The following is a 15,123-nucleotide window of genomic DNA, read 5'->3' on the forward strand; positions in this document are numbered from 1 at the left end:
TGTCTCTGTAGGGTAGGCGTCACCAACCATGAGGAGGCGCCATGTTTCCCCCCTTTACCCTGCGCTATGCCCGTTTCCCCGATCGGCTGCGCGCCGAATGTTTGCCGACCCCGGTCGAGCGGCCGAGGCTGGTGGCCTTCAACCGGCCGCTGGCCGAGGAGCTGGGCTTCGATCTCGAGGCCTTCGACGTCGAGCGGGCCGCCGAAGCGCTGTCGGGTAACGCCGTGCCCGAGGGCGCCGAGCCCGTGGCCATGGCCTACGCCGGGCATCAGTTCGGCAACTTCGTGCCCCAGCTCGGCGACGGGCGGGCGTTGCTGCTGGGCGAGGTGATCGACCGGATGGGCAGGGTGCGCGACCTCCAGCTCAAGGGCAGTGGGCGCACGCCCTTCTCCCGGGGCGGCGACGGCCGGGCGCCGCTGGGACCGGTGCTGCGCGAGTACCTGGTCAGCGAGGCCATGCACGCCCTCGGCGTGCCCACCACCCGGGCGCTGGCCGCAGTGACCAGCGGCGAACGGGTGTTCCGGCACATCCCCGAACCCGGCGCGGTGCTGACCCGGGTGGCCGCCAGCCACCTGCGCGTGGGCACCTTCCAGTATTTTGCTGCCCGTCGCGATACCGAGGCCCTGCAGCTGCTGGCCGACGAGGCGATCGAGCGCCATTATCCTCACCTCGCCGAGCGTGAGGGCGGCGAGCGCTATCTGGGCCTGCTCGAGGCGGTGGTGGCGGCTCAGGCCGAGCTGGTGGCCCGCTGGATGGGGATCGGCTTCATCCACGGAGTGATGAACACCGACAACGCCGCCATCTCCGGCGAGACCATCGACTACGGTCCCTGCGCCTTCATGGACGCCTACGATCCGCGCACCGTGTTCAGTTCCATCGATGAGCGCGGCCGCTACGCCTTCGTCAACCAGCCGACCATTGCCCAGTGGAACCTGGCGCGCTTCGCCGAGACGCTGCTGGCGCTGATCGACGACGACACTGACCGCGCCATCGAGCGTGCCACGGCGGCGATCGAGGCCTTCACCGAGCGCTTCGAGGCCAGCCGCCTCGGCGTGATGCGCGCCAAGCTGGGGCTCGAGACCGCCGAGGAGGGCGACGGCGAGCTGATCGAGTCGCTGCTCGCGGTGATGCACGCCGGTCGCGCCGACTTCACCCTGGCCTTCCGCCGCCTGGCCGATGCCCTGGCAGGGGCCGAGGGCGAGGCACGGCTGGCCGAGCTGTTCGCCGATCGCGAGGCGCTGGACGCGTGGCTGTCGCGCTGGCGCGAGCGGCTGACTCGGGAAAACGCCGACGCCGCCGAGCTGGCGCGGCGCCTGCGCGCCACCAACCCGGCGGTCATCCCCCGCAACCACCGCGTTGAGCAGGCCATCGTCGCGGCCGCCGAGGACGATGATTTCGCCCCCTTCGAGGCGCTGCTGGCGGCGATCACCCGGCCCTTCGAGGAACCCCACGGCGAGATCGACTACCTGCGCCCGCCGCATGACGACGAGAAGGTGCTGCGGACCTTCTGCGGCACCTGAGCCATTGCCTGGCGTTCGTTTACAGCGATGTGGCCTTTGGCCTCGTGAGCGCCCGACGCGGTCGCGAGGCCTGGGGGCGAGAGAACAGGTCCGGGCCATATCCGGCCGAACGAGACAGGGCTAGAGCGCGTTGTTTTTGCATCTGTTGTTATGATATAACCTTTCGCCTTTCGGCATCCCCAAGGCAGAAACATCTCGTGACCTCACCGGAAAGCGCCCCTGTTCTGAGGGTGGATCAATTGAGTGTGCGCCTGGGCGGACAAGACGTGGTGGATGGCCTGTCCTTCCAGGTGCAGCCCGGTGAGCGTGTCTGCCTGCTTGGCCCCTCCGGCTCAGGCAAGTCCCTCACGGCCAAGGCGATCCTCGGCCTGCTGCCCCCTGGGTCCTCAGTGGGGGGAGGCATACGGATCAATGGCATCGATGTCGGCAGGATGCGTGCGACCCGTCGCCCGTCGACAGCGCGCGCCGGCATGGTCTTTCAGGACACCCAGGCTGCACTGAACCCGCTGGTGAGTGTTGGCACCCAGCTTCGCGAGCCGTTCTTGCGCGCTCATGGCATGTCACGCCGTGAGGCGGAAAGGGCAGTCGTCGACCTCCTGGCGCGGATGAGGATCTCGGCCCCGGAGCGGGTCGTGCGACGTTCGTCGGCGGAGCTGTCCGGCGGCCAGCGCCAGCGTGTCTGCCTGGCCCTGGCGTTGGCCTGCAAGCCGGCGCTGATCGTCGCCGACGAGCCCACCACCGCGCTGGATGTGCTGTCCCAGGACGAGGTGCTGACGCTGCTGAGCGATGCCACCGGCACCGCTGGGACACCGTCGCTGCTGTTCATTTCCCACGACATGCACGCCGCAGCCCGGCTCTGCGAGCGGGCGGTGATCATCGACGATGGCCGGCTGGTAGAGAGCGGCGCCCTGGCGAACATCATCAAGGCTCCCGGGCATCGCTTCTCCCGCGAGCTGCTCGCGGCACTTCGCCATGGCGCTGGCCCCGGTGCCTATCGCGTGTCACCGGTCTGCGAGGTTACCGGATAGATCATGTCGGACACGGCACTCAACGACGACGGCTCCCTACTGCGGGTCGCCGGGCTCAACAAGTATATGCCCGGTTCCCGGCGGCTTTGGCGAGCGCGTGAGTGGTATCACACGCTCAAGGACGTGGACTTCCGCATCCATTGTGGCGAGCTCATCGGCCTGGCCGGGGTATCCGGCGCCGGCAAGAGCACGTTACTGAATCTGATGCTCGGTCTGACCCGGGCCGATGCCGGCGAGATCGTCTGTCAGGGCCGCCCGATCGTGCCCGGAACGGTGCGGGCGATGCGCTGGTACAGGCGCACCGTGCAGTACATTCCCCAGGACCCGGCGTCATCGCTGGACCCTCGCATGAGCGTGGGCGAGCTGATCCAGGAGCCGCTCGCGCGGCTGCGCATCGACTGCCACCGCGAGCGACGCGCAGCCGAGTCGCTGGAGCAGGTCGGCCTGGACGCCAGTTTCCTGCGCCGCCGGCCCACCGAGCTCTCCGGCGGTCAGGCGCAGCGCGTGGCCATTGCCCGGGCCATCGCCGTACGCCCACGCCTGCTGCTGGCCGACGAGCCGCTCAGCGGCCTGGACCTGCCGACTCAGTCCCGTGTCACCGAGGTACTGAAGTCGCTGCACCACGATGCCGGCATCGGGCTGCTGCTCATCTCGCATGACCTCTCGGTGGTCTGCCGACTGTGCCAGCGAACCATCGTGCTGGACGACGGCAAGATCATCGAGGATCGCCCCACGGCAGCTCTGTTCCGGTCTCCCGAGCACGCGCGCACCGCGGCCCTGCTGCGTGCCTCTCCCGGGCTGCCGCACTTCGCCACGCACCATGACGACACCATGCCGGCCACCTACGACAAGGAAAGCCCACCATGACGCTACGCCACGCCCTGCCCCTTCCGTTCGCCATGCTCTCGCTGGCCATGCTGGCCGGTTGTCAGCAGGAAGACAGCGATACCGCCAAGACCGAGACGGCCGAAACCGCCGAGGCCACCACCGAGCAAGGCGATCCACGCATCCGCGTCGCCATGCTGCAGCCGCCGCGCTCCGGTCTGAACCCGCTGACCGACGACGCCTTCAAGCTGTCTCGCTGGAGCACCGCCGAGACGCTGATTCGGCTCGACGCCGACGGCAGTCCCCAGCCCTTCCTCGCCACCGAGTGGGAGCGGCTCGACCCACGCACCTGGCGCTTCGCGATCCGTGACGATGTGATCTTCCACGACGGCACCCCGCTGACCGCAAAGCGCGTGGTGGCCTCGCTGACCGCCGCCACCAACGCCGCGCCCAAGCCGCGTATCCTCGACGGCGTGGATATGGTGATCGAGGCCGACGGCGACGACGCCGTCATCGTGCGTACCGCCGAGTCCGACCCGCTGGTGCCGAACCGACTATCCAGTCCCCAGCTCGCGATCCTCGCCGAGCAGGCCTACCGCGACAACGGTACCGTCAATCCGATCGAGGCCGGCACCGGGCCCTTCGTGCTTGAGGAGATCAACGGCACCCAGAGCGCCCACCTCGACCGCTTCGAGGACTACTGGGGAGAGCGAGCCGAGCTCGCTGGCATCGACGCCGACTATGTGCCGGACGGCACGGCTCGCGGCGCCGCCCTGCGCACTGGCGAGGCCGACGTGGTCGAAGCGGTGCCGGTTTCCCAGGTCGCGCTGATCGATCCCGAGCTGATCCACGAGGTGCCGATGCCGCGCACCAACACCCTCTATCTCAACACCGAGTCCGGCCCGCTGGCGGACCCCGCGCTGCGCGCCACGGCCCGCGAGGCGGTCGACCGTGAGGCCATCGTGCGCACCGTCTATGAGGGCCGCGCCGACGTCGCCAACGGCCTGCTGGGCCCGGCCTTGCAGTGGGCCGACGGCCTGCGCTCTCCGGTCGAGGGCCGCCCCGAGGCCAAGGATGCGGACGGCGTGTCCATCACGCTGGGCACCTTCACCGACCGGGCGGAGCTGCCGGAGGTTGCGGTGCTGCTGGAGCAGCAGCTCGAGGCTGTCGGTTTCGACGTCCAACAGGAGGTGCGCCAGTACGCACACATCGAGGCCGACATGCTGGCCGGCGAGTTCGACGCCTTCATCCTGTCCCGGGCGACCATGCTCGACTCCGGCGACCCGGTGGCCTACATGGTCAGCGACTTCGCCTGCGAGGGCTCGTTCAACATCGCTCAGCTCTGCGATCCCGAGGTCGAGGCGGCACTGGAGAAGGCCGCTGACCTGGCCCCGGGTGAGGCGCGTCGCGAGGCGATCATCGACGCCGAGGCCGCCATCCTGGCCACCGACGCCGCAGTGCCGATGCTCCACGAGCGCGTCATCCAGGGAGAATCTACCCGCGTCGAGGGTGCGGTGCGCGACCCGCGCGAGCGGGAACTGATCAATGAACACACCCGGCTGATCGACGATGGCGACGCATAGCGTCGACCCCGACGTTCGACAGGCCCCGGCGCCGCATCGCCCCCTGGAATGGGGCGCCCTGCTGCCGGGGCTATCGCGTCTGGTGACGTTGGCCGCCGTGGTGGCACTGGTGGGGTTGTTGCCCTGGTTGTCCGGGCGCGACCCGGCGCTGAGCATCCTGCGTGCCCGGGCCGGCGACCAGAACCCGACCCAGGAGGCGCTCGACGCCATCCGCGCGCAGCTCGGCCTCGACATGGGGCCGCTCGAGAAGCTGCAGCACTGGCTCACCGGCCTGCTGCACGGTGACGCCGGTACTTCCTGGATCTCGGGCACGCCGGTGCTGCCGGGCATGCTCGAAGCCACTACGGTGTCGCTCATGCTGATGGCCGCGGCCCTGGTTGTAGCGCTCGTCACCGCGACCCTGATCTGCTTGCCGGCGCTGCGCCGCGGCCTGGCCGGGCGGCCGGTGCCGACCTCCGGCGCGGTCGGGGCGGCGATCACGGCGCTGCCAGAGTTTCTGCTGGCCGCCCTGCTGCTGGTGGTGTTCGCCGCCTGGCTTCGCTGGCTGCCGCCCTACGGCTGGGGCGAGTGGCATCACGCGATCCTGCCCGCCCTGTCGCTGGGCCTGCCTGCCGGCGGCCTGCTGGGCCGGCTGTTCAGCGATGGCCTGACCTCGGCCTTCGCCGAGCGCTGGGTGGCGACCTGGCACGTGGCCGGCTTTTCGCGGCGACGCATCGTGCTGGCCGTGCTGCAGCGCACGCTGCCGAGCCTCATGCCCCAGGTGGGCCTGGTAGTGGTCGGGCTGACCGGGGGCGCCATCGCCGTCGAGCAGGTGTTCTCGATCCCGGGGCTTGGCCGGGCCACCCTTGGCGCGGCTTCCGCCCAGGACTTGCCGGCGCTGCAGACCGGTATCCTGATCCTGCTCGGTATCGCCGTGGTGCTGGGTGGGCTGGCCAACCTGTGTCGCACCCTGCTGCTTGGCGGGGCGATGCGGGCGGGGGCCGTGCCTGTGTCGGTGCCGACCGACCACGGTGGCGGTCACCGTTGGATCGTACCGGCTCTGGCTGCGCTACTGCTGGCGGTCATCGTGGTGGCCGGCCTGTCGCGGGACCCGATGACCTCCGCCTATCTGCGCCTGCAGCCGCCCAGCCTGGGGCTACCGCTGGGTGCCGACGGCATCGGGCGGGATATCCTGGCGCGAGTTAGCCATGGCGCGATCTCCACCATGGGCATGGCGCTGGCCACGGTACTGGTCACCTTCGTGCTGGGTCTGGCGATCGGCCTGATGCCGCGGCTAGCCGCTGGCCCCATCGAGATCACCAACGCCACACCGCCAGTGATCGCCGGGTTGATCGTGGCGGGCCTCATGGGCCCCAGCGCCAGCGGCGCCGTGATTGCCGTCACGGCGGTGACTTGGGCGCCGCTGGCCGCGCATACGTCGGCGCTGGTGAGCGAGACGCTGGGCCAGCCCCATGTCCGCATCACACCGGTATTGGGCGTCGGGCGCTGGCGGCTTCTGTCGCGCTATGTGCTGCCCGCCGTCGCCGGCCCGGTGTTTCGTCATGCGATGCTGCGTCTGCCCGGCACCGCCCTGGCGCTGGCCGCGCTGGGTTTCCTGGGCCTTGGCCCGCGCCCGCCGGCGCCGGAGTGGGGCCTGCTGCTCTCCGAGAGCATGCCATATCTCGAACGGGCCCCCTGGGCCGTGCTGGTGCCGTCGCTGGCACTGGTGCTGATGTCGATTCTCGCGGTCTCGCTGGCCAGCCTGTGGCGAGTCCCAAGTACTCGTCATGCTGTATCCCCGCGTGGGTGATTCTCTGCAGATCGGGGGCATTCGAGGGCAGGGTAGATGACCGCCGGGGCAAAGCACCGCGCCGACCCTCGGGTCGGCGCGGTGGTCTGAGATGGGTGGCGTAACAAGCCTCGCCGCCGTGGGTGACGGCGAGGCTTGGCGGTGGATCTCGATCAGGCCAGGTCGAAGCGGTCGGCGTTCATCACCTTGGTCCAGGCGGCGACGAAGTCGTCGACGAACTTCGCCTGGTTGTCGTCCTGGGCATAGACCTCCGCGTAGGCGCGCAGGATGGAGTTGGAGCCGAACACCAGGTCGATGCGGCTGGCGGTCCACTTCACCTGGTCGCTGTTGCGGTCGCGAATCTCGTAGATCCCGTTGCCGGCGGGCTTCCAGGTGTTGGCCATGTCGGTCAGGTTGACGAAGAAATCGTTGGTCAACTGACCCTCACGGCTCGTCAGTACGCCATGCTTGGTACCGCCATGGTTGGTGCCCAGCGCCCTCAAGCCGCCGATCAGCACGGTCATCTCGGGGGCGGTGAGGCCCAGCAGCTGAGCGCGGTCGAGCAGCAGTTCTTCAGGCTTGACCACGTATTCCTTCTTCTGCCAGTTGCGGAAGCCGTCCGCCAGCGGCTCCAGCGGCTCGAAGGACTCGGCGTCGGTCATCTCGTCGCTGGCGTCGCCGCGGCCCGGCGAGAAGGGCACCAGGATGTCGTGGCCGGCGGCCCGGGCGGCCCGTTCGATGCCTACGCTGCCGCCCAGCACGATCAGGTCGGCCAGGCTGGCGCCGGTGTCGGCGGCGATACCCTCGTAGACCTTCAGCACCTTGCTCAGGCGATCGGGCTCATTGCCTTCCCAGTCCTTCTGCGGGGCCAGGCGAATCCGTGCACCATTGGCGCCGCCGCGCATGTCGGAGCCGCGGAAGGTCCGCGCGCTGTCCCAGGCGGTGGCGACCATGTCGGAAACGGAAAGCCCGCTCTCGGCGATCTTCTGCTTGGCGACTTCCACCGAGTAGTGGGTGCTGCCGGCCGGCACCGGGTCCTGCCAGATCAGGTCCTCGTCGGGCACTTCCGGACCGATGTAGCGCGACTTCGGTCCCATGTCGCGGTGGGTCAGCTTGAACCAGGCGCGGGCGAAGCAGTCCTCGAAGTAAGCGGGATCCTGGCGGAAGCGTTCGATGATGTCCCGGTAGGCGGGATCCATCTTCATCGCCATGTCGGCGTCGGTCATCATCGGGTTATGGCGAATCGACGGGTCGCTGGCGTCGACCGGCTTGTCCTCTTCCTTGATGTCGACCGGCTCCCACTGGTTGGCGCCGGCGGGGCTCTTGCGCACCTCCCACTCGTGGTCGAGCAGCATGTCGAAGTAGCCCATGTCGAACTTGGTCGGGTACTTGGTCCAGGCCCCTTCGAGGCCGGAGGTCACCGCGTTGGCGGCCTTGCCGTGCATGTTGGGGTTTCGCCAACCCAGGCCCTGTTCCTCGACGCCGGCCGCTTCGGGCTCCGGCCCGAGGGCGTCGGCGTCGCCGTTGCCGTGGGTCTTGCCGACCGTGTGGCCGCCGGCGGTCAGGGCAGCGGTTTCCTCATCGTCCATCGCCATGCGCTTGAAGGTCTCGCGTACCTGCTCGGCGGTCTTGAGCGGGTCCGGATTGCCGTTGACGCCCTCCGGGTTCACGTAGATCAGGCCCATCTGCACCGCGGCCAGCGGATTCTCCATGGTGTCGGGCTTGTCGACGTTCTCGTAGCGCTCATCCGAGGGCGCCAGCCATTCCTTCTCGGCGCCCCAGTAGGTGTCTTTCTCGGGGTGCCAGATGTCCTCGCGGCCGAAGGAGAAGCCGAAGGTCTTCAGCCCCATACTCTCGTAGGCGGCGTTGCCGGCCAGGATGATCAGGTCGGCCCAGCTGATCTTGTTGCCGTACTTCTTCTTGATCGGCCACAGCAGGCGACGCGCCTTGTCCAGGCTGACGTTGTCCGGCCAGCTGTTGAGCGGGGCGAAGCGCTGGTTACCGGTACCGCCGCCGCCGCGGCCGTCGGCGATGCGATAGGAGCCGGCCGCGTGCCAGGCCATGCGGATCATCAGGCCGCCGTAATGCCCCCAGTCGGCCGGCCACCATGCCTGGCTGTCGGTCATCAGGGCGTGCATGTCCTTCCTGAGCGCCTCGAAGTCGAGCTTCCTGACTTCCTGGCGATAGTCGAAGTCCTCGCCCATCGGGTTGGTCTTGCGATCGTGCTGGTGAAGGATGTCGAGGTTCAGCGCTTCCGGCCACCAGTCCATGTTGGAGTGGCCGGTGGCGGTGTTGCCGCCGTGCATCACCGGGCACTTGCCTGCACTGCCTTGCTGCGTTGCGTCACCCATCTCGTGTCTCCCTCATCGCGAAGTCGTTGGCTGCTCCAGAAATGCTTCAAGGTGGTCTTCCTGACCCTCCGGCGGCCGAAACGCGCCACTCGACCCGGGGATCTCCATCCTCTTGTTTTCAGCTTAGTGATGAGGATCGAGACTTCCATTGTTCTTTCTCGAAGGCGTCGATAGCCCTCCTTTATCGTGAATCATGCATACAGCCGCGGCCAGCGTGTCGGTCATTCTCGCCGGGGGCGTGTCCACTCACGAATGCCGGCCGCGGCAAGCCGGTAGAGCAGGTACAGGAAGCCCAGCGGAAACAGCATCGTCTGGGTGATGAAGATCATGGTCAGGTCGATGACGCGATCGGTGAGGGCATCGAAGCGTTCCGTCATGCCTTCCACCGGATTGTCCACCAGGCTGCCGACGCGATCGGTCAGGCCTTCCCACCAGCTCCTGTCGTCGGCCTCGCCCTGGGCGAGGCGACGCTCGGCCAGCGTTTCCAGTTGCTCCTGGCTGCTGCGCAGTTCGGTCATGGCTTGGCTCCTGGGGGCTTCCAGGAAGGCGTGCTCGGCCATTCCGCTGGCCAGGGCGACGGCGACCACGGCGAAGCGAAGGAAGGCGCACACCAGCACGCCTCGTAGCGCCGCACGCCGCCAGCGCGGTGCGTTGCCGGCGAGCGCGAGTGCGGCGATCAGGCAGGCCAGGCTCAGCAGGCCCTTGATGATGGCACTCGAGGAAATGCCGAGCAGCAGCTTCTGCAGCGCCAGCGACCCCGAAGCGGCGAACATCACCCACGAGAAGCGCTCGATCATGTCGTTGGCTGGGTCCAGCGCCTCACCCACCGAGAGCTGGAAGACCTGGAAGTCCAGGGTCGAGGACTGCAGCACCGAGATGCTGGCGTTGAGCCCCTTGGCGATGGCGAAGGCCGAGAAGGCGTCGCCGAGGGCGGCGTCGAGGGTCTCGGTGGCCAGGGTGCGGGGCAGGTCCAGCCAGGCCAGGGCGGCGAGCAGCAGCAGCGCCGCCAGCAGCGGGAGGCGTCGAGTCATGATGCCGGCTCCGAGGAGGCCTCCGAGGCCTCGTTGGGTGGGGATGGCTCGGCGGCGGGAATCACCAGCTCGCCGCGTCGTTCGCCCATCAGCAGGTCGCGGTTGGCCTCGACGGCCTCGCGCAGGAAGTCCCACAGCAGGCGGACTCGGGACAGCCGTCGCTGCTCCTGGCGAGCGGTGATCCAGAATTGGCGCACCACTTCCACCTCATCCTCGAGCACGGCGACCAGGTCGTCGTCGGGCTCGGCCATGAAGCAGGGCAGGATCGCCAGGCCGGCGCCCTGGCGAACGGCGCGATACTGCGCGGTGACGCTGGTGCTGCGGATGCCGAAGTGGGGAGGCGTGTCGATACGGCCGGGGGCGAGCAGCGGATCCAGGTAGTGCAGCTGGTCGCTGAAGATCAGGTCGTCGACGTAGCCGATCAGTCGGTGCTGGCCCAGCTCGGCGAGCCGCTCGGGGGTGCCATGTCGGGCTAGATAGCCGCGGCTGGCGTAGAGGCGCAGCCGGTAGTCGCACAGCCGCGAGGTCACCAGGCCGGCGCTGCCGGGACGCTCCACGGTGATCGCCAGGTCGGCCTCGTGACGGCTCAGGTTGACCACCCGCGGCAGCGCCAGCAGGTCCAGGGTCAGGCGAGGATGGCGCTCGCCGAACCCCGCCAGCAGCGGGGTGATCACCCAGGTGCCGAAGCCCTCGGTGACGCCGAGGCGGATCTGGCCGCTGAGCTGGCGATTCTGGTCGCTGAGCGTCTCCAGGGCCTCGTTGGCATGTCGGGCCATTTCCTCGGCGTGGGCCAGCAGCCGCTGGCCGGCCTCGGTCAGCCGGTAGCCGTGGGTGCTACGCTCGAACAGCTGGGCGTTGAGCCGCTGCTCGAAGCGGCGGGTGCGCCGCGACAGGGTGGAGTGGTCGACGCCCAGGCGTCGGGCGGCCTCGGTGAGGCGCTCGGTGTGCGCCACCTCGAGGAACAGCTGGATGTCCTGCCAGTCGAGGATCACGGGGCGTCTCCGTTTGATCTGCTTGTGCATAATGGCACAAGCAATGTGCGCGCCTGGCGGTTGCCTGTCAATTCGCCTCCTTTCTACACTCGAAACACCCGCTTTCGGTGAGATGGCCTTGTCGATATGCACATAAAGTCGAATGTCGGATAACAACCACAATGCTTGGGTCTATAGGAGGAGGGTGGCACGCCGAGCCATCCATTCCTGGGCCCGCCAAGGAGCCGCAACCATGACTGTCCGAGAGATTCCGCTATACATCGATGGCCAGGCCGTGCCGTCCCAGAGCCAGGAGTGGCGCGACGTGGTCAATCCGGCCACCCAGGAGGTCGTCGCCCGGGTGCCCTTCTGCACCGTGGAGGAGGTCGACCGTGCCGTGGCCAGCGCCAAGGCCGCCTTTCGGGAGTGGCGTAAGACGCCGCTGGCCAAGCGGCAGCGCATCATGCTCAAGCTGCAGGCGCTGATTCGCGAGCACACCGAGGAGCTGGCCGCGCTGATCACCGAGGAACATGGCAAGACGCTGCCCGACGCCGCCGGCGAGGTGGGCCGCGGCCTCGAGGTGGTAGAGCACGCCTGCTCGATCACCTCGCTGCAGCTCGGCGAGCTGGCCGAGAACGCCGCCACCGAGGTCGACGTCTATACCCTCAACCAGCCGCTGGGCGTGGGCGCCGGGATCACCGCCTTCAACTTCCCGATCATGCTGCCCTGCTTCATGTTCCCGCTGGCCATCGCCACCGGCAACGCCTTCGTGCTCAAGCCCTCCGAGCAGGATCCCAGCTCCACCATGCGCCTGGTCGAGCTGGCGCACGAGGCCGGCGTGCCGCCCGGAGTGCTCAACGTGGTGCACGGCGGCCCGGACGTGGCCAACCGCCTCTGCGACCATCCGGACATCAAGGCGATGTCGTTCATCGGCTCCACCCACGTCGGCACCCACCTCTATCGTCGCGCCTCCGAGGCCGGCAAGCGCGCCCAGGCGATGATGGGTGCCAAGAACCACTGCGTGGTGATGCCCGATGCCAACCGCAGCCAGGCGATCAACAACCTGCTGGGCTCGGCCTTCGGCGCCGCCGGCCAGCGCTGCATGGCCAACTCGGTGGTGGTACTGGTCGGTGAGGCTCGCGAGTGGCTCGACGATCTGGTCGAGAGCGCCCGCAACATGAAGGTCGGCCCCGGCACCCAGCGCGACGCCGATCTCGGCCCGCTGGTCTCGCCGGCCGCCAAGGCGCGGGTGGAGGACCTGATCGCCACCGGCGAGCGGGAAGGCGCCAGGCTGCTGGTCGACGGCCGTGGCTGCCAGGTGAAGGGCTACCCGGACGGCAACTTCGTCGGCCCGACCCTGTTCAGCGACGTCACCGCCGAGATGACCATCTATCGCGAGGAGATCTTCGGCCCGGTGCTGTGCGTGGTGAGCGTCGACACCCTCGACGAGGCGATCGAGTTCGTGAACGCCAACCCCAATGGCAACGGCACCTCGATCTTCACCAACTCCGGCTGGGTGGCGCGGCGCTTCGAGACCGAGATCGACGTCGGCCAGGTGGGCATCAACGTGCCGATCCCGGTGCCGGTGGCCTACTTCAGCTTCACCGGCTCGCGGGCCTCCAAGCTCGGCGACCTGGGGCCCAACGGCAAGCAGGCCATCGCCTTCTGGACCCAGACCAAGACGATCACCGCTCGCTGGTTCGAGCCCGAGAACGTCTCCAGCGGTATCAACAGCACCATCTCGCTGCACTGATTCCGGCCAGCGATACGGCATCCGCCGGCCCCGTCTCGATAGAGGCGGGGCCGCTTTATGTGTGGGCCACGAAAGATGAGTGGAAATTAAGTTTACGCTAACGTTAACTAGAAGGGTGTAGTCCGTCACGATCATCGCTCCAGGAGCCGCCATGAACGCCCCCATCAGCCGTTTCCCCGTGCCCGATTCCCTCGATGACCTGCCTGAAGACATTCGCGACGCCATCCTGGCGGTGCAGGAAAAGGCCGGCTTCGTGCCCAACGTCTTTCTGATGCTGGCCCACCGGCCGGCGGAGTTCCGGGCCTTCTTCGCCTATCACGACGCCCTGATGGAGCGCGAGTCCGATACGCTCACCAAGGCCGAGAAGGAGATGATCGTGGTGGCCACCAGCGCTCGCAATCGCTGTCTCTATTGTGTGGTGGCCCACGGCGCGCTGGTGCGGATCTATAGCAAGGATCCGCTGCTGGCCGACCAGGTGGCCATCAACCATCGCACCGCACCGATCGACGAGCGGCACCGGGTGATGCTCGACTTCGCCCTCTACAGCGGCCTGGAGGTTGGCGAGCTCACCGACGAATGGGAGACGCGGCTGACCGAGGCCGGCTTCACCCGGGAAGACATCTGGGACATCGGCGCCATCGCGGCCTTCTTCGGCCTGTCCAATCGCCTGGTGACCCTCACCGCCACCCCGCCCAACGAGGAGTTCTACCTGATGGGACGGGTGCCGAGGGAGGTGTGAGTACGCTGGTAACGTTCCACTCTGCCAAGGTAGTTTAGTGCCAGGAAACTGGAAGAGAACGCCATGGGGGTAGCACGGAAAGCCTGGACGGATCAGGATCGATTGCAGGTACTATTCCTCTATTGTCAGCTGACGTTCGGACAACTACACAAGCGTCGGCCGGAGGTGATGGTATTAGCCGAGCGCATGGGGCGCTCGGTGAACTCCGTGGCGATGAAACTCACCAACTATGCGAGTCTCGACCCCGAGGTCCAGGCCCTTGGAAAGAAAGGCCTTTCCGGTGCCTCTCGACAGGATGCTCTGCTCTGGCAGCGATTGATTGCCAGCCCAGAGCAGGTAGGGAAGGAGTGTGAGGAAGCCTGGGCGGAATTGGCGTTCCACGAGCAGGAAGAGAGCGCGAACGTCGAGAAATATGGCGACTTCTCAGGCCAGGAAACGAGTGGCCTGCAGAAGCGGCGTCTCGGCCAGCCTCTTTTCCGCAAGGCGGTGATGATCCGCTATGACACACGCTGCGTGATCACCGGCCTACGCCACGAAGACCTGCTGATTGCCAGCCATATCGTGCCCTGGCGAGCGCGGCCAGAATCGCGTCTCGATCCGGCCAACGGGCTCTGTCTCAATGCATTGCATGATCGAGCCTTCGATATGGGGCTCTTGGCCATCGATGACCGAGATCGCATCCGGATAGCGCCGGAGCTGAACGATGCGGATGTGGTGGGGCAGCTGAAACACCAGCTACAGGATCTCGATGGCAAGCCCTTGAGTCTGGGACCCGAGGTTTTCCCCAATCGTGACTGTCTCGCTTGGCACTATCGGGAATGCTTTCGCCGATAGTGCCTCAATGGTCGATCAGGCTCTCTCCGATGAGTTGCTCCACCGGCCCTAGCTGGCTCTCATGCAGCAATAGCACGCTTTGGCCGAGCTCGCCGTCGGCGGGCAGGACCACGGCAAACTCGCCTTCTTCCAGGTGGAATTCGTGGATCTGCCGGCTGCCCTCGGGCGTCTCGCAGCGGATCGAGCGGTAGGCGTCGTCCTCGCCGTAGATCAGGCGGTGATAGACCTTGAAGAAGGTGTACAGCGACAGGCCCCAGGGGAAGGCCGACCAGCGGGCGGGATTGTTGCGCGTCTCGGCGTCGACCTCGATGCCATCCGATCGGGCCGCGGCGATGGCAGCGGCCAGCGGCTCGGCGAGCAGCGATGCCTCGTCACGGGGCAGTGGGGCGAGCGCCTCAGCGGCCCGGTGGTAGCGCTCGGCCACGGCCCGATAGTCCGCCAGGTTATTCAGCCGGTGGTCGCTGTGCCGCAGGTCTCCGGCGGCGCAGCCGCCGTTTTCCCAGCCGTGGATCACCCGCAGCGTCAGGCATTCTTCACGCATCGGCGTCGCCAGCAGGGCCTGAAGGGCCACGCGCAGGTGGAGCAGGCGTTCGCCGACCAGATTGTCGAAGGCGGTATAGGGGTCGGCGAAGATACCGTGCAGGCATCCGGGGGCATGTTCCTTGGCTTCGGTGAATGGCATGGCAGGCTTCCGGCGTGTGGGACGTTCGAATTCGGGTG

Annotated in this window: 12 protein-coding genes; 8 read left to right on the forward strand and 4 right to left on the reverse strand. The window is 67.6% G+C overall.

Going from position 1 to position 15,123, the window contains the following annotated elements; genetic code table 11:
- The first annotated feature begins 41 nt into the window (after positions 1–41).
- The 5 genes from ACGTN6_RS09985 to ACGTN6_RS10005 all read left to right on the forward strand — a co-directional run bounded on the left by ACGTN6_RS09985 (position 42) and on the right by ACGTN6_RS10005 (position 6,745).
- The gene (locus ACGTN6_RS09985; protein WP_394591306.1) at positions 42–1,520 is read left to right on the forward strand and encodes a protein adenylyltransferase SelO; all 1,479 of its coding nucleotides are present in this window, start codon (positions 42–44) and stop codon (positions 1,518–1,520) included.
- Positions 1,521–1,765: 245 nt separating this feature from the next.
- Positions 1,766–2,548, forward strand: a complete 783-nt coding sequence (locus ACGTN6_RS09990) for an ATP-binding cassette domain-containing protein (protein ID WP_394591452.1) — start codon at positions 1,766–1,768, stop codon at positions 2,546–2,548.
- Between the two features lie 3 nt (positions 2,549–2,551).
- Complete coding sequence (locus ACGTN6_RS09995; protein WP_394591307.1) at positions 2,552–3,415, forward strand: ABC transporter ATP-binding protein; 864 nt, start codon at positions 2,552–2,554, stop codon at positions 3,413–3,415.
- Positions 3,412–4,956: an ABC transporter substrate-binding protein gene (locus ACGTN6_RS10000; RefSeq protein ID WP_394591309.1), complete on the forward strand. Its 1,545-nt coding sequence runs from the start codon at positions 3,412–3,414 to the stop codon at positions 4,954–4,956. Before ACGTN6_RS09995 ends, ACGTN6_RS10000 begins: the two co-directional genes overlap by 4 nt.
- On the forward strand, positions 4,943–6,745 hold the full coding sequence (locus ACGTN6_RS10005) for an ABC transporter permease subunit (protein ID WP_394591311.1): 1,803 nt from the start codon (positions 4,943–4,945) through the stop codon (positions 6,743–6,745). Before ACGTN6_RS10000 ends, ACGTN6_RS10005 begins: the two co-directional genes overlap by 14 nt.
- Positions 6,746–6,897: 152 nt before the next feature.
- Here ACGTN6_RS10005 and katG read toward each other — a convergent pair whose 3' ends face one another.
- The 3 genes from katG to ACGTN6_RS10020 all read right to left on the reverse strand — a co-directional run bounded on the left by katG (position 6,898) and on the right by ACGTN6_RS10020 (position 11,098).
- Positions 6,898–9,075: a catalase/peroxidase HPI gene (katG, locus tag ACGTN6_RS10010; RefSeq protein WP_394591312.1), complete on the reverse strand. Its 2,178-nt coding sequence runs from the start codon at positions 9,073–9,075 to the stop codon at positions 6,898–6,900.
- A gap of 221 nt (positions 9,076–9,296) precedes the next feature.
- A complete protein-coding gene (locus tag ACGTN6_RS10015; RefSeq protein WP_394591314.1) occupies positions 9,297–10,106 on the reverse strand; it encodes a hypothetical protein in 810 nt (269 codons plus the stop codon).
- A complete protein-coding gene (locus ACGTN6_RS10020; protein WP_394591315.1) occupies positions 10,103–11,098 on the reverse strand; it encodes a LysR family transcriptional regulator in 996 nt (331 codons plus the stop codon). Before ACGTN6_RS10020 ends, ACGTN6_RS10015 begins: the two co-directional genes overlap by 4 nt.
- 232 nt (positions 11,099–11,330) lie before the next feature.
- Between ACGTN6_RS10020 and ACGTN6_RS10025 the strand changes: the two genes are divergently transcribed.
- From ACGTN6_RS10025 to ACGTN6_RS10035, 3 genes are all read left to right on the forward strand, one after another.
- Positions 11,331–12,830, forward strand: coding sequence for a CoA-acylating methylmalonate-semialdehyde dehydrogenase (locus ACGTN6_RS10025; protein WP_394591317.1), 1,500 nt, complete (start codon positions 11,331–11,333; stop codon positions 12,828–12,830).
- Positions 12,831–12,981: 151 nt separating this feature from the next.
- Entirely contained in the window at positions 12,982–13,569 is a 588-nt protein-coding gene (locus tag ACGTN6_RS10030; RefSeq protein WP_394591318.1) for a peroxidase-related enzyme, read from the forward strand.
- Between the two features lie 63 nt (positions 13,570–13,632).
- Positions 13,633–14,403, forward strand: coding sequence for an HNH endonuclease (locus ACGTN6_RS10035; protein ID WP_394591319.1), 771 nt, complete (start codon positions 13,633–13,635; stop codon positions 14,401–14,403).
- 4 nt (positions 14,404–14,407) lie between these two features.
- On the opposite strand, the gene ACGTN6_RS10040 is transcribed toward ACGTN6_RS10035, so the two are convergent.
- The gene (locus ACGTN6_RS10040) at positions 14,408–15,085 is read right to left on the reverse strand and encodes a hypothetical protein (RefSeq protein ID WP_394591320.1); all 678 of its coding nucleotides are present in this window, start codon (positions 15,083–15,085) and stop codon (positions 14,408–14,410) included.
- Positions 15,086–15,123: the final 38 nt, after the last annotated feature.

Origin of the sequence: Halomonas sp. B23F22_20, from assembly GCF_043496985.1 — a bacterium.
Classification (GTDB): domain Bacteria; phylum Pseudomonadota; class Gammaproteobacteria; order Pseudomonadales; family Halomonadaceae; genus Halomonas.

What these genes read in the sequence shown, in the direction of transcription:
- ACGTN6_RS10000 (WP_394591309.1), top strand. Translation starts at nt 3,412, where the DNA reads ATGACGCTACGCCACGCCCTGCCCCTTCCGTTCGCCATGCTCTCGCTG.
- ACGTN6_RS10030 (WP_394591318.1), top strand. Translation starts at nt 12,982, where the DNA reads ATGAACGCCCCCATCAGCCGTTTCCCCGTGCCCGATTCCCTCGATGAC.
- ACGTN6_RS10015 (WP_394591314.1), bottom strand. Translation starts at nt 10,106, where the DNA reads ATGACTCGACGCCTCCCGCTGCTGGCGGCGCTGCTGCTGCTCGCCGCC.
- katG (WP_394591312.1), bottom strand. Translation starts at nt 9,075, where the DNA reads ATGGGTGACGCAACGCAGCAAGGCAGTGCAGGCAAGTGCCCGGTGATG.
- ACGTN6_RS10005 (WP_394591311.1), top strand. Translation starts at nt 4,943, where the DNA reads ATGGCGACGCATAGCGTCGACCCCGACGTTCGACAGGCCCCGGCGCCG.
- ACGTN6_RS09985 (WP_394591306.1), top strand. Translation starts at nt 42, where the DNA reads ATGTTTCCCCCCTTTACCCTGCGCTATGCCCGTTTCCCCGATCGGCTG.
- ACGTN6_RS09995 (WP_394591307.1), top strand. Translation starts at nt 2,552, where the DNA reads ATGTCGGACACGGCACTCAACGACGACGGCTCCCTACTGCGGGTCGCC.
- ACGTN6_RS10025 (WP_394591317.1), top strand. Translation starts at nt 11,331, where the DNA reads ATGACTGTCCGAGAGATTCCGCTATACATCGATGGCCAGGCCGTGCCG.
- ACGTN6_RS10035 (WP_394591319.1), top strand. Translation starts at nt 13,633, where the DNA reads ATGGGGGTAGCACGGAAAGCCTGGACGGATCAGGATCGATTGCAGGTA.
- ACGTN6_RS10040 (WP_394591320.1), bottom strand. Translation starts at nt 15,085, where the DNA reads ATGCCATTCACCGAAGCCAAGGAACATGCCCCCGGATGCCTGCACGGT.